General features: G+C 73.4%; 13 protein-coding genes. 8 read left to right on the top strand and 5 right to left on the bottom strand.

Going from position 1 to position 12,591, the window contains the following annotated elements; all coding sequences use genetic code 11:
- Nucleotides 1–236: 236 nt before the first annotated feature.
- A complete protein-coding gene (locus tag ACFWIS_RS21635) occupies nt 237–1,010 on the bottom strand; it encodes an ECF subfamily RNA polymerase sigma factor, BldN family (protein ID WP_380456274.1) in 774 nt (257 codons plus the stop codon).
- 662 nt (nt 1,011–1,672) lie between these two features.
- Nucleotides 1,673–2,755 (bottom strand): HAD-IB family hydrolase, encoded by a 1,083-nt coding sequence (locus ACFWIS_RS21630; protein WP_380456254.1) that lies wholly within the window; start codon nt 2,753–2,755, stop codon nt 1,673–1,675.
- A gap of 118 nt (nt 2,756–2,873) precedes the next feature.
- Here ACFWIS_RS21630 and ACFWIS_RS21625 point away from each other — a divergent pair, with 118 nt between their 5' ends.
- From ACFWIS_RS21625 to hemB, 7 genes are all read left to right on the top strand, one after another.
- Nucleotides 2,874–3,149 carry a glutaredoxin family protein gene (locus ACFWIS_RS21625; protein WP_380456256.1) on the top strand — a complete coding sequence of 92 codons (276 nt, stop codon included), beginning with the start codon at nt 2,874–2,876 and terminating at the stop codon, nt 3,147–3,149.
- 163 nt (nt 3,150–3,312) lie between these two features.
- Nucleotides 3,313–4,050 carry an exonuclease domain-containing protein gene (locus ACFWIS_RS21620; RefSeq protein ID WP_380456257.1) on the top strand — a complete coding sequence of 246 codons (738 nt, stop codon included), beginning with the start codon at nt 3,313–3,315 and terminating at the stop codon, nt 4,048–4,050.
- Between the two features lie 107 nt (nt 4,051–4,157).
- On the top strand, nt 4,158–5,054 hold the full coding sequence (locus tag ACFWIS_RS21615; RefSeq protein ID WP_380456276.1) for a redox-sensing transcriptional repressor Rex: 897 nt from the start codon (nt 4,158–4,160) through the stop codon (nt 5,052–5,054).
- Between the two features lie 25 nt (nt 5,055–5,079).
- On the top strand, nt 5,080–6,420 hold the full coding sequence (locus ACFWIS_RS21610; RefSeq protein ID WP_380456259.1) for a glutamyl-tRNA reductase: 1,341 nt from the start codon (nt 5,080–5,082) through the stop codon (nt 6,418–6,420).
- Between the two features lie 41 nt (nt 6,421–6,461).
- A complete protein-coding gene (hemC, locus tag ACFWIS_RS21605) occupies nt 6,462–7,466 on the top strand; it encodes a hydroxymethylbilane synthase (RefSeq protein WP_380456261.1) in 1,005 nt (334 codons plus the stop codon).
- The gene (locus tag ACFWIS_RS21600; protein ID WP_380456263.1) at nt 7,463–9,109 is read left to right on the top strand and encodes a uroporphyrinogen-III synthase; all 1,647 of its coding nucleotides are present in this window, start codon (nt 7,463–7,465) and stop codon (nt 9,107–9,109) included. The genes hemC and ACFWIS_RS21600 overlap by 4 nt, the downstream gene beginning before the upstream one ends.
- An 86-nt stretch (nt 9,110–9,195) precedes the next feature.
- A complete protein-coding gene (gene hemB / locus ACFWIS_RS21595; RefSeq protein WP_380456265.1) occupies nt 9,196–10,176 on the top strand; it encodes a porphobilinogen synthase in 981 nt (326 codons plus the stop codon).
- Nucleotides 10,177–10,236: 60 nt separating this feature from the next.
- Here the strand turns inward: hemB and ACFWIS_RS21590 are convergent, their stop codons facing one another.
- The 3 genes from ACFWIS_RS21590 to ACFWIS_RS21580 all read right to left on the bottom strand — a co-directional run bounded on the left by ACFWIS_RS21590 (nt 10,237) and on the right by ACFWIS_RS21580 (nt 11,490).
- Nucleotides 10,237–10,503 carry a hypothetical protein gene (locus tag ACFWIS_RS21590; protein WP_380523962.1) on the bottom strand — a complete coding sequence of 89 codons (267 nt, stop codon included), beginning with the start codon at nt 10,501–10,503 and terminating at the stop codon, nt 10,237–10,239.
- Between the two features lie 215 nt (nt 10,504–10,718).
- The gene (locus ACFWIS_RS21585) at nt 10,719–11,063 is read right to left on the bottom strand and encodes a rodlet layer protein (RefSeq protein ID WP_188309838.1); all 345 of its coding nucleotides are present in this window, start codon (nt 11,061–11,063) and stop codon (nt 10,719–10,721) included.
- A gap of 82 nt (nt 11,064–11,145) precedes the next feature.
- The gene (locus ACFWIS_RS21580; RefSeq protein ID WP_350507669.1) at nt 11,146–11,490 is read right to left on the bottom strand and encodes a rodlet layer protein; all 345 of its coding nucleotides are present in this window, start codon (nt 11,488–11,490) and stop codon (nt 11,146–11,148) included.
- A gap of 328 nt (nt 11,491–11,818) precedes the next feature.
- Here ACFWIS_RS21580 and ACFWIS_RS21575 point away from each other — a divergent pair, with 328 nt between their 5' ends.
- On the top strand, nt 11,819–12,526 hold the full coding sequence (locus ACFWIS_RS21575) for a hypothetical protein (protein ID WP_380456269.1): 708 nt from the start codon (nt 11,819–11,821) through the stop codon (nt 12,524–12,526).
- Nucleotides 12,527–12,591: the final 65 nt, after the last annotated feature.

Here is a 12,591-nt window from a genome sequence, read left to right as displayed (position 1 = left end):
CCGGACGGTTGCCCCGGCGGGCCAAAGCCACTCCATCGGGTGATAGGTCACAATTCGGCTTGACCGTACGCCTGGTGGGGGCTTGCACGTTGGCCAACGAGCGGTGCGGGCGGTCGGTTACGCACGGCTGATCATCGGACCGACCGTTCACCCGGACGTGTCGGTCGGACGGGTGTGGTGACGGGCCGTCGGGCCGGCTCCGTCGCCGGGCTATCGCCCCCTCGGTCACCGTCGCCTCACCGCGCGTCGGGCGGGAGGAGCCGGGCCAGGGTGCGGACGGCGCGGTACTGGAGGGTCTTGATCGCACCCTCGTTCTTGCCCATGATCCGCGCGGTCTCGGCCACCGAGAGGCCCTGCAGGAAGCGCAGCGTCACGCACTCCTGCTGCTGGGGGTTGAGCCGGCGCACCGCGTCCAACAGGGCGGCGTTGGAGAGCGACTCCAGCACCGACTCCTCCGGGCTGCGCTCGCACTCGTTGGAGTCGAGCATCTCGCCGGTGGTGACCTCCAGCCGGAACCGGCTGGACTTGAAGTGGTCGGCGACCAGGTTGCGGGCGATGGTGACCAGCCAGGCGCCGAAGTCCCGCCCCTGCCAGGTGAAGGTGCCGATCCGGCGCAGCGCGCGCAGAAACGTCTCGCTGGTGAGGTCCTCGGCGGTGGCCCGGCTGCCGACCCGGTAGTAGATGTAGCGGTAGACGGTGTCCGCGTAGTGGTCGTAGAGCCGGCCGAAGGCCTCGCTCTCACCGGCCTGGGCCCGCTCGACCAGCTCCATGATCGGGTTGTGCTCGGTCTCGTAGCCGGGGCTCGGCGCGGTGCGGGTACGGCTGCGGCCGACGCCGGAGCTGCCGGTGCGGCCCCGCGAGCCGGTGCCGGTCGAGCCGGCGGCGGTGGTGCGCAGCGCCGTCCCGGGGCCGTGCTGGTGGCCGAACGAGCCGCCGGCGGGCACGAGTTGGGGCGTGGTGGCGAGCTGGCTGAGGAGCAGCGTGCGCAACAGTTCCAGGCCGGTGGAGATCTGCCGCTCGCCGGCCGGGCGGCAGCGGAGGCCGGTGCGGGGGCGCAGGGACGCGGACGACGGGCGGGAGGGTGCAGGCGCGTCGTTCCGGACGGGTGGGTACACGGGACTCCCAGAGGCAGAACTGTGGACGGATCACCTCCGCCTGCGCGGAGAGCACTCCCCATGACACCCGTTCGAGCGGGATGCATGGGTGACGTGCATCCAGGAGAGAATAACGCTTTGTGCAATGACAGCTACACCGTGTGGTCGAAGTGGTCGTTTGGGATCCATTTGTTGTGCATATTCGGCTGACACTGACCGGAGATGTCATCGTTCATCCGGCTCAACGTGACCGTTCGGGCGCCCAGGGTGACCAATTCGGCGGTACTGGGGGCGGTTTCCCAGCCTTGGGGCTCGGCAACCCCTGACTTTCCCGGCCTGACGAACGATCAGAACCGGTCACCGGGTGACAGATTCGGACAACCGACCCGGACGGCCGTGTCGGAGCTGGGAGTTCGCTCGTACGAGGGGCCAGGTCAAGCCCCTGATTGACGCCTTCTCACCCGCGCGGGGGAGCGGCGGGAAGCGCGGCAGAAACGGTTCCGTGGACGCGGTCGGGCCGGGTCCGACGGAAGTTCGGCCGGAGTTCGTCCCGACGCCGGCCTCAGGCCGGCCGGAGTTCAGCCGCGCCGACGGCGCCGCTGCAGCGCCACCCCGGCCGCCGCCCCGGCGAGCACCCCGAGCGCGGCCGCCGCCGGCAGCCCCACCCGGGCCGCCTTCCGGCCGGTCCGGAAGTCGCGCACCCGCCAGCCCTGCGCCCGGGCGTGCCGCCGCAACGCGCCGTCCGGGTTCACCACGTACGGGTGGCCGACCAGCGAGAGCATCGGGATGTCGTTGGCCGAGTCGCTGTAGGCGGCGCAGCGGTCGAGGTCCAGCCGCTCGCGCCGGGCCAGCGCGTTCACCGCGGCGGCCTTGGCCGGGCCGTGCAGCAGGTCGCCGACCAGGCGGCCGGTGTAGTGGCCGTCCCGGGCCTCGGCGACGGTGCCCAGCGCGCCGGTCATGCCGAGCCGCCGGGCGATGATCCGGGCCACCTCCAACGGGGCGGCGGTCACCAGCCAGACCCGCTGGCCGGCGTCCAGGTGCATCTGGACCAGGGCGCGGGTGCCGGGCCAGATCTTGTCGGCGACGACCTGCTCGAAGACCTCCTCGCAGATCACCTCCAGGTCGGCGGTGCGCTTGCCGGCCACGATGCCGAGGGCGGTGTTCCGGGCGTCCGAGATGTGGTCCGGGTCCTCGGTGCCGTGCAGCCGGAAGAGCGCCTGCTGCCAGGCGAAGCGGGCGATGTCGCGGCGGGTGAGGAAGCCGTGCCGGTAGAGGCCGACGCCGAGGTAGAAGATCGCGGCGCCGCGCAGGATGGTGTTGTCGCAGTCGAAGAAGGCCGCGGCGCGCGGGTCGTCCTGGTCGGGGGTGTGGTTCCCGGTCGGGGCCTTGGGGGCCTTTCCGGGCTTGCCCGCCGCCACGGCCTCGGGCGCGTCCGTCCCGGGGGCATGCCCGGCGGCGGCGTTCCCGGCGGGAGCGTCCACGACGGTGCCCTCCATGACGGTGCCGTTCGCGGCCGTGTCGTTCCCGGTGGGGCCGGCGGGGGAGAGCAGCGGTTCGGCGCGCAGCGCGGCCTCGGCGGCCGCGGCGGCGGCCTCGCCCGCCAGGGCGCTCCGCTCGGTGGTGGAGCGCCTCGCCTGGGTGAGCCTTCGGAGCACGGCCATGTCATCGAGCATATCCAGCCGGGCGGGGAGCGGCCGTGACGGAGCCGTGCCCGTGCGGTGAACAGCTCCCCGCCACCGCCCCGGGGGCGGGCGGGTGGGCAGCCGCCACAATGGCGGGGTGAGCCCACTGCTGCGACGCAAGAGCCCCGAGCCGGCGGACCGTACCGTGACCCTGGTCGGCAAGCCCGGCTGCCACCTGTGCGACGAGGCCCGGGAGGTGATCGTCCGGGTGGCGGCGGAGCTGGGCGCGACCTTCGAGGAGAAGGACATCACCCGGGACGAGGAGCTGTACCGCCGCTACTGGGAGCAGATCCCGGTCACCCTGATCGACGGTCGCCAGCACGACTTCTGGCGGGTCGACGAGAGCCGTCTGCGCAAGGCCCTGGGCGCCTGACGAGACGCTCGTACGGGCGCCGCCGCCCCCGCCGACCGGCGGGGGCGGTTCGCCGAATCGTTGCCAAAGACACTCCGTCCGGGCTTGGGGCGGGGCGCCTCGGTCGGCTTACGATCGAACGCGTTTGCGCCCGTGGGGGGCTGAGCACACGAGGAGTGCCGTCATGCTTCCCCGCCCGGTCCCAGGGACGCCCGTAGCCTCCGAGGGCTTCGCGGTGGTGGACGTGGAGGCGACCGGCCGCAGTCCGTGGCGGCACCGGGTGGTCGAGGTCGCGGTGGTGCTGCTGGACGCCCGGCTCCGTCCCGAGGGCGAGTTCGCGACCCTGCTGGACCCGCTGGGCCCGGTCGGCCCGACCCATGTGCACCGGATACACCAGGCCGACGTCGAGGGTGCCCCGCGCTTCCGGGAGATCGCCCCCCGGCTGCTGGAGCTGCTGGCCGGCCGGGTGCTGGTCGGCCATCACGTCAGTTGCGACCACGCCTTCCTGGACCGTGAGTTCGCCCGGATCGGGGTGCCGCTGCCGCCCGTCCCGCTGCTGTGCACGATGGGGCTGGCCCGCGCCCACCTGCCGGAGGCCCGTAGCCACGGCCTGGCGGCCTGCGCGGAGGCGGCCGGTCTGGGCTGGTACCCGGCGCACACCGCGCTGGGTGACGCCCGGGTGACGGCGGAGCTGCTGCGGCACTGCGCGGGCGCCCCGTCCTGCCCGCCGGACGACTGGACCGGCCCGCTGCGCGAGGCCGCCCGGGTGCCCTGGCCGCGGCTGGGCCGGGCGCGGTCCCGGCCGTCCGGCGGCGCCGTCCCGCTGGTGCGCCGGGAGGCCCCGTACGGCCCCTGGCTGCCCGGTTCCGCGGCCCCGGAGCTGGTTCTGACCCAGGCCGGTGTTATGAGCACAACGGCGTGATGCGCATCACTGTGCAGGGACAAAACGGACACCATCTTTGTGCACACGTTCACAAACGCTTAGCCTGGCTGCCAAAGCCCAGCTTCACCCACAGGAGCACCGTGGCAATCGGCCGATCACCACAGAGCAGTTCGCAGACGCCCGACCAGGGCGCCGCGCGCCGACCCTCGCGCGCCCGGGGCATCCCGGAAGCGACGGTCGCCCGGCTCCCCCTCTACCTGCGGGCCCTCACCGCGCTCTCCGAGCGCTCGGTGCCGACCGTCTCCTCCGAGGAGCTGGCCGCCGCCGCCGGCGTGAACTCGGCCAAGCTGCGCAAGGACTTCTCCTACCTCGGCTCCTACGGCACCCGTGGTGTCGGCTATGACGTCGAGTACCTCGTCTACCAGATCTCCCGCGAGCTCGGTCTGACCCAGGACTGGCCGGTCGTCATCGTCGGCATCGGGAACCTCGGCCACGCCCTCGCCAACTACGGCGGGTTCGCCTCCCGCGGCTTCCGGGTCGCCGCCCTGTTGGACGCCGACCCCAACGTGGTCGGTTCCACCGCCGCGGGGCTGCCGGTGCGCCACATGGACGAGCTGGAGGCGATCGTCGAGAGCCAGCACGTCTCGATCGGCGTGATCACCACCCCGCCCGGCGCCGCCCAGCAGGTCTGCGACCGGCTGGTCGAGGCGGGCGTGACCAGCATCCTGAACTTCGCCCCGACCGTGCTGACCGTCCCGGACGGCGTGGACGTGCGCAAGGTGGACCTCTCCATCGAGCTGCAGATCCTCGCCTTCCACGAGCAGCGCAAGGCCGGCGAGGAGCCCGACCGCACCGAGTCCGTGCTGGACCGCGCCCCCGGCCCGGTCCGCGCGGCCGCGGCCAAGCTGCGCCGGGCGGCAGGCGGCACCGCCAAGGGCCGCGGCGGCGCCGAGCCGCCGGCCAAGGACCAGGCCGAGCAGTCGGCCAAGGGCAAGTCCGCCAAGGGCGGCGAGGGCGAGCTGTCCGCGGTGATGCCCGCATGAACACCGAAAGCTGTGGGGGACGGGCATGAGTCTTCTCGTCGTCGGACTGAGCCACCGGACGGCCCCGGTCGGCGTGCTGGAGCGCGCCGCGCTGACCGGTGAGGTCCCGACCCGGCTGCTGCACGACGCGGCCGCGTCCTCGACCGTCGCCGAGGCCGCGCTGCTCAACACCTGCAACCGGATCGAGCTGTACGCGGACGTGGACAAGTTCCACGCGGGCGTCGCCGAGTTGTCGCTGCTGCTGGCCCACCACAGCGGGGTGGACCTGGAGGAGCTGACCTCCCACCTGTACGTCCACTACGAGGACCGCGCCGTCCACCACCTCTTCTCGGTGGCCTGCGGCCTGGACTCGATGGTGGTCGGCGAGGGCCAGATCCTCGGCCAGCTGCGCGACGCGCTGGCCAAGGCCCAGGACGAGCACACCGCCGGGCGCGACCTGAACGAGCTGTTCCAGCAGGCCCTGCGGGTCGGCAAGCGGGCGCACAGCGAGACCGGCATCGACAAGGCCGGCCAGTCGCTGGTCACCTTCGGCCTGGAGCAGGTCGCCGCGGGCGCGGGCGAGATCGCCGGCAAGCGCGCGCTGGTGGTCGGGGCCGGCTCGATGAGCTCGCTGGCCGCCGCCACCCTGGTCCGCTCCGGGGTCACCGACCTGCTGATCGCCAACCGCACCCCGGCCCGCGCCGAGCGCCTGGTGGAGATCCTCGGCCCGGACGTGGCCCGCACCCTGGACCTCGCCAAGGTGCCCGAGGCACTGGCCGACGTCGACCTGGTGATCTCCTGCACCGGCGCGGCCGGCGTGGTGGTCCGGGCCGAGGACGTGGCCGCCGCGGTGGCCGTGCGCCGCTCGCCCCGGCCGCTCGCCCTGCTCGACCTCGCCATGCCGCGCGACGTCGACCACGCCGTGCACGAGCTGGACGGCGCCCTGCTGGTCGACCTGGAGAGCCTCTCCCACGCGCACGCCGCCAGCCCCGGTGCCGGTGACGTCGACGAGGTCACCCGGATCGTCTCCGACGAGGTGACCGCCTTCGGCGCCGCCCAGCGGGCCGCCCGGATCGCGCCGACCGTGGTCGCGCTGCGGGCGATGGCCTCCGGCGTGGTCGCCGCCGAACTGGGCCGGCTGGACACCCGGCTGCCCGACCTGGACGAGCGCTCCCGCGCCGAGATCACCCAGACCGTCCGCCGCGTCGTCGACAAGCTGCTGCACGCCCCGACCGTCCGGGTGAAGCAGCTGGCCGCCGAGCCCGGCGGCGCCTCCTACGCGGACGCCCTGCGCGAGCTGTTCGACCTCGACCCGGCGGCCGTGCACGCCGTGTCGGGCACGCCCGTCGGCGGCCGCCCCCAGCCTTCGGCCGGGAGCACCAGATGAACCGTCAGCCATCCCACGAGTACCACCGGGACGATCACCTCATGAATGGTCAACCGCTCTCCGAGCAGGCTCCGGCCGCCGCCCTGCGGCTCGGCACCCGGCGCAGCGCGCTCGCCATGGCCCAGTCGGGCATGGTCGCCCGCGAGGTGACCAGGCTCACCGGCCGCCCCGTCGAGCTGGTCGAGATCACCACCTACGGCGACACCTCCCGGGAGGCGCTCGCGCAGATCGGCGGCACCGGCGTGTTCGTCTCCGCCCTGCGGGACGCCCTGCTGGCGGGTCGGATCGACTTCGCCGTGCACTCGCTCAAGGACCTGCCCACCGCCGCGCCCGAAGGCCTGACGCTGGCCGCCGTCCCCGCGCGCGAGGACGCCCGGGACGCCCTGGTCGCCGCCGAGGGCCTGACCCTGGACGAGCTGGTGGAGAAGCTGGCCGGGGCCGGCCGCCCGGCCCGGATAGGCACCGGCTCCCCGCGCCGGATGGCCCAGCTGAACGCCTGGGCCCGGGCCCGCGAGGCCCAGCTGGAGACCGTCGCGATCCGCGGCAACGTGGACACCCGGATCGGCTACGTGAGCGCCGGCGAGCTGGACGCCGTGGTGCTGGCCACCGCCGGACTCAACCGGCTCGGCCGCAGCGCCGAGATCTCCCAGTACCTCGACCCCGAGCTGATGGTCCCGGCCCCCGGCCAGGGGGCGCTCGCGATCGAGTGCACCACCGCCGACACTGAGCTGACCGCCGCGCTCGCCCTGCTGGACCACGCCCCCACCAGGGTCGCCGTGGCCGCCGAGCGCGCTCTGCTGGCCGCTCTGGAGGCCGGTTGCTCGGCCCCGGTCGCCGCACTGGCCACCTGGGGCCGGGAGAACGAACTGCAGTTGGACGGCGTGGTCGGCGACCCCGACGGCGCCGCCCTGCTGAAGATGTCCGCCAACGGTCCGATCGTCCTCGACGAGACCGCCGAGCAGCAGGCGCGGGCCCTCGGCCACGCCCTGGCCGCCCGGCTGCTCGACGCGGGCGCGGCCACCCTGATGGGGGAGCGAGCCCGATGAGCCCCACCGCCGCCACCGATGCCCTGTTCCCGGCCGGGCAGCCCACCGGACGGTGCACCTTCCTGGGTGCGGGCCCCGGTGACCCGGGCCTGCTGACCCTGCGCGCCGTCGAGGTGCTGTCCTCGGCCGACATCCTGGTCGCCGACCCGCTGACCGCCGCGGCCGTGCGCACCCACTGTCCGACCGGCGTGCAGGTGCACTCCCCGGCCGCCGAGGGCACCGGCTTCGACCTGGCCAAGCTGGTCGCCGAGGCCGTCCGGGCCGGCAAGCACGTGGTCCGCACCGTCGACGGCGACCCGGGCCTGGACGGCTGCGCCGCCGAGGAGATGCTCAGCTGCGCCGGTGACGGGATCCCCTTCGAGGTGATCCCGGGCGTGGCCCAGTCGGTCGGCGTCCCGGCGTACGCGGGCGTCCCGCTGCGCGGCGCGGCCGGCACCGACGTCCGTTTCGTGGACGGCGGCCAGCTGCTGTCCGGCGCCCCGGTCGACCTGGGCGCGCCGGAGACCACCCTGGTGGTCCGCACCACCCTGGGCCAGCTGCCGGCCACCGCGAGCGCGCTGGTCTCCAACGGCCGCAAGCCGGAGTCGGCGCTGAGCGCCACCCTCTCCGGCACCACCACCCGCCAGCGCACCTTCACGTCCACGCTGGCCACCATCGCGGCCGACCTCAAGGCGGCCCGGGTGCTGCCCTCGCCGGTCTCCGCCCCGGTGGACCCGGCGACCTCGGTGATAGCCGTGGTGGGCGAGCAGGTCGCCCACCGCGCCTCGCACTCGTGGTTCGAGACCAAGCCGCTGTTCGGCTGGAACGTCCTCGTGCCGCGCACCAAGGAGCAGGCCCACGGCCTGTCCGAGCAGCTGCGCTCGTACGGCGCGGTGCCGCAGGAGGTGCCGACCATCGCGGTCGAGCCGCCGCGCACCCCGCAGCAGATGGAGCGGGCCATCAAGGGACTGGTCACCGGCCGCTACGAGTGGATCGCCTTCACCTCGGTGAACGCCGTCCGCGCCGTCCGCGAGAAGTTCGAGGAGTACGGCCTGGACGCCCGGGCGTTCGCCGGGATCAAGGTCGCGGCGGTCGGCGAGACCACCGCCCAGGCCCTGGTGGACTTCGGCGTGAAGCCGGACCTGGTGCCGTCGGGTGAGCAGTCCGCCGCAGGGCTGCTGGAGGACTGGCCGCCGTACGACCCGGTCTTCGACCCGATCGACCGGGTGCTGCTGCCGCGCGCCGACATCGCCACCGAGACCCTGGTGGCCGGCCTGGTCGAGCTCGGCTGGGAGGTCGACGACGTGACGGCGTACCGGACGGTGCGCGCCTCGCCGCCGCCGGCCGAGACCCGCGAGGCGATCAAGGGCGGCGGCTTCGACGCGGTGCTGTTCACCTCGTCCTCGACCGTCCGGAACCTGGTCGGCATCGCCGGCAAGCCGCACAACGTCACGGTCATCGCCTGCATCGGCCCGGCCACCGCCAAGACCGCCGAGGAGCACGGCCTGCGGGTCGACGTGATGGCCCCGGCGCCGTCGGCGGCCGCGCTGGCCCAGGCGCTGGCAGACTTCGGAGCCAAGCGCCGGGACGCCGCGACGGCCGCGGGCGAGCCGGTCTACCGGCCCAGTGAGCGCCGTCCGGGATCCCGCCGCAAGGCCCGCTGAGGATTCCCGACAGGATTCCCAACTATGGTGCTGGGGGCGGCAGTTCGTCGCCCCCAGCGCTGCACAACCGTTCGGAGAGAGAAGCCGTGTCCGCTGAATTCCCGTACGTTCGCCCGCGCCGGCTGCGGCAGAGCCCGGCGATGCGCCGACTGGTCGCCGAGACCCGGCTGCACCCCGCGGAGCTGGTCCTGCCGCTGTTCGTCCGCGAGGGCGTCAGCGCGCCCGTCCCGGTCGCCTCGATGCCGGGAGTGGTCCAGCACACCCGCGACAGCCTGCGCAAGGCCGTCGTCGAGGCGGCCGAGGCCGGCCTGGGCGGCGTCATGCTGTTCGGCGTCCCGGCCGTGCAGGACGCGATCGGCAGTGAGGGCACCAACCCGGACGGCATCCTCCAGCAGGCGATCCGGGACGTGGTCGCCGAGGTCGGCGACTCGCTGGTGGTCATGTCCGACCTCTGCCTGGACGAGTACACCGACCACGGCCACTGCGGCGTGCTGGCCGCCGACGGCAGCGTGGACAACGACGCCACCCTGGAGCGCTACGCGGAGATGGCCCGGGTGCAGGCCGACGCGGGCGTCCACCTGGTCGGCCCGTCAGGAATGATGGACGGTCAGATCGCCGTCGTCCGGCGGGCGTTGGACGAGGCCGGGCACCAGGACACCGGCATCCTCGCCTACACCGCCAAGTACGCCTCGGCCTTCTACGGCCCGTTCCGGGAGGCCGTCGGCTCCTCGCTCAAGGGCGACCGCAAGGCCTATCAGCAGGACCCGGCCAACGCCCGCGAGGCGCTGCGCGAGCTGGAGCAGGACCTCGCCGAGGGCGCCGACATGGTGATGGTCAAGCCGGGCATGGCCTACCTGGACATCCTGCGCCAGGTCGCCGACGCCTCCCCGGTGCCGGTCTCCGCCTACCAGGTGTCCGGCGAGTACGCGATGGTCGAGGCCGCCGCCGCGAACGGCTGGATCGACCGGGAGCGGATGATCATGGAGACGCTCACCTCGCTCCGCCGGGCCGGTGCCGAGCAGATTCTCACCTACTGGGCGGTCGAGGCCGCCGGGATGCTCAAGTAGCGGACGCGCACAGCGGAAGGCCGGGCCACCCCCGACGGGGGCGGCCCGGCCTTCCGGCTGTTACTTCCAGCCGTTGATGTGCGCGAAGCCCTCGCCGCCGCCCATCAGGTCGGTCGCGGTGGCGGCGCCGCCACCGAAGCCGCCGGCGATGGTGTTGGAGGTGTGGCCGACGCCCCACTCCATCCCGGCCACGAACGGGTGGTCGCCGGAGGCGACGAGGCCGCCGCCGCCCGCCAGGCCGACGTGGGCGAACGCCGGGGTGGCGGCACCCGCGAGCGCGAGCGCGGCGGTGGCGGTCAGGGCGGCCTTGGCCAGCATGCTCTTCATGGATCTGCCCTCTCTGTGGGGGCGCCCCAGCGGGCGCCCTTGCTGTGACTGGTGATCACCTCGGCCCGTCCGGCCGACGCCCCGCGCGCCGGTCCGGACGGACGGTCACCCGGTCGGCCGCAGCGGCTCGGCGGCCGGCCGGACACCTCGGTCAAGCCCGGAGGGCCCGGGGAGACCTTCCTCCCCGGGCCCTCCGTCCGTGCCATGCCCCTTGATCAGCCGATCAGGTGCGAGACACCCGCGTCGCCGGAGGACTGGGTGTTCTGGCCGACGTTGCAGATCTGCTTCGGGGTGCTGTTCAGGACGGGCACCTCGACCGGAACCGCGACGCCGACGACGGCGACGGCGATGTTGTGGACCTCCGGCAGGCAGATGTTCGCGTTGTCCAGGGTGTGGAAGTTCGGGCTGCCGTTGCCGTGGGTGCCGGTCTGGTTGGTGCCGCCGTTGCCCTGGACGGAGGTGGCGGCGCCGTCCGAGTCGACGATGGCGGAAGCCGAGCCGGCGGACATCGCGATGGCGGCGGCGGCCAGGCCGGCGGCGGCGAGGGACTTCTTGATCATTTCCGGTTTTCCTCTCAAGGGTGAATCGGGGAGCGATTCGAGGGTGGTTCAGGGGGTGGTGCGGAGGTGGGCTGTGGGAACGTCAGCCGACCAGGTGGGACACGCCCGCGTCGCCGTGGCTCTGGGTGCCCTGGCCCTGGGTGCAGTACTGCTTGCCACCGCTGTTGGCGATCGGGACCTCGACCGGGACGGCCACACCGAGGACGCCGACGGCGATGTTGTGGATCTCGGGGAGGCAGACGTTCGCGTTGTCCAGGAAGTGGAAGTTCGGGCTGTTGTTCCCGACCGTCCCGGTGAAGTTGGTGCCGCCGTTGCCCTCGATGGAGGCGGCTGCGCCGTCCGCGTCACCGATGGCGGAGGCGGGAGCTGCGGCGCCGGCCAGCGCGGCGACAGCCAGGCCGGCGGCGGCGAAGGACTTCTGGATCATGGGGAGATCCCTCTCTGAAATGCTTTCGGTTTCCGTGCGTAGCAACGCGTCGAACGCTCAGACCCGGTCTGCAGTCACTGACGTCCAGATCAAAGAATGACGGCACGGAAGGTTACGGGGATTTTTGAAAAGAGTCCGGGAGGCGCGTCCGGGAGTGGTTTCCGGTCGGATTATTAGGCCGAACCGGTTAAGGCCCGCAATCCGAACTCACGGTCACTCGTTGCGCAGATTGCTTTCCGGCTGCGGGTACCCGCAGCCCTCCCCGAAGGAACTCCGGTACTGGACCACCAGGACGTCCCCAGTACGGACAGGCAGAACGGTGAAAAGCATGAAGTTCTCCAAGCGGGCCGGCGCGATGCTGTTGGCGGTCGGTGCGGGCGTGCTCGCCTCCCAGGGAGCGGCCTCCGCCGCCTCGGTCAGCCCGGACCAGGTCGGAGCCCTGGAGGACAAGCTGTCCACCCAGCAGGTCCCGGCGGACGTGCCGCTCACCCCGCTGGGCAGCCACGTCACGGCCGGCATCCCGACCTCGCTGGTCATGCCGCCGGCGTCCGGCCGGACCACCGACAACGGGCTGCTGCCGAACCACCTGGTGCCCCAGCTGGCCACCGGCAAGGTCGGCCCGAGCGCCAAGGCCCAGCTGCCGCTCCCGCTGGTCGACCAGGGCGCCGACCTCGGCGAGGTGCTGCTGGAGGCCCCGGCCGCGCCGCTGCAGGCCAAGACCCCCGGCCTGGACGTGGGCAAGCCGCTGGCGCTGGTGCACGACGGCACCGGCCAGCTCGCCGACGGCCGGCTCCGGGTGGACGAGGTGGACCCGCACCTGGTGCCGGGCGCCGTGCAGACCGTCCCGGGGGCCACCGCGAGCCTCGGCGGCGACGAGAGCCGGCTCTCCGTCACCGACGAGGTGAACGACCTGGCCAACACCACCACCGCGACCGCCACCGGCGTGCTGCAGCAGTCCGACGCGACCGACACGGCCACCTCGACCGCCACCGGTCTCGTCCAGCAGAGCGGCCTGGTCGACCTGGCCCGGCTCTGACGCGGCCCTGGCCCGCGCCGGACGCGCCGGAGCCCGGCACCCCGCCTGGTGACCAGGGGTGCCGG

This window comes from Kitasatospora sp. NPDC127060, from assembly GCF_042724935.1.
Classification (GTDB): Bacteria; Actinomycetota; Actinomycetes; order Streptomycetales; family Streptomycetaceae; genus Kitasatospora.
Note: the sequence above shows the minus strand (reverse complement) of the source record. Positions and strands in the feature narration are given on the sequence as shown.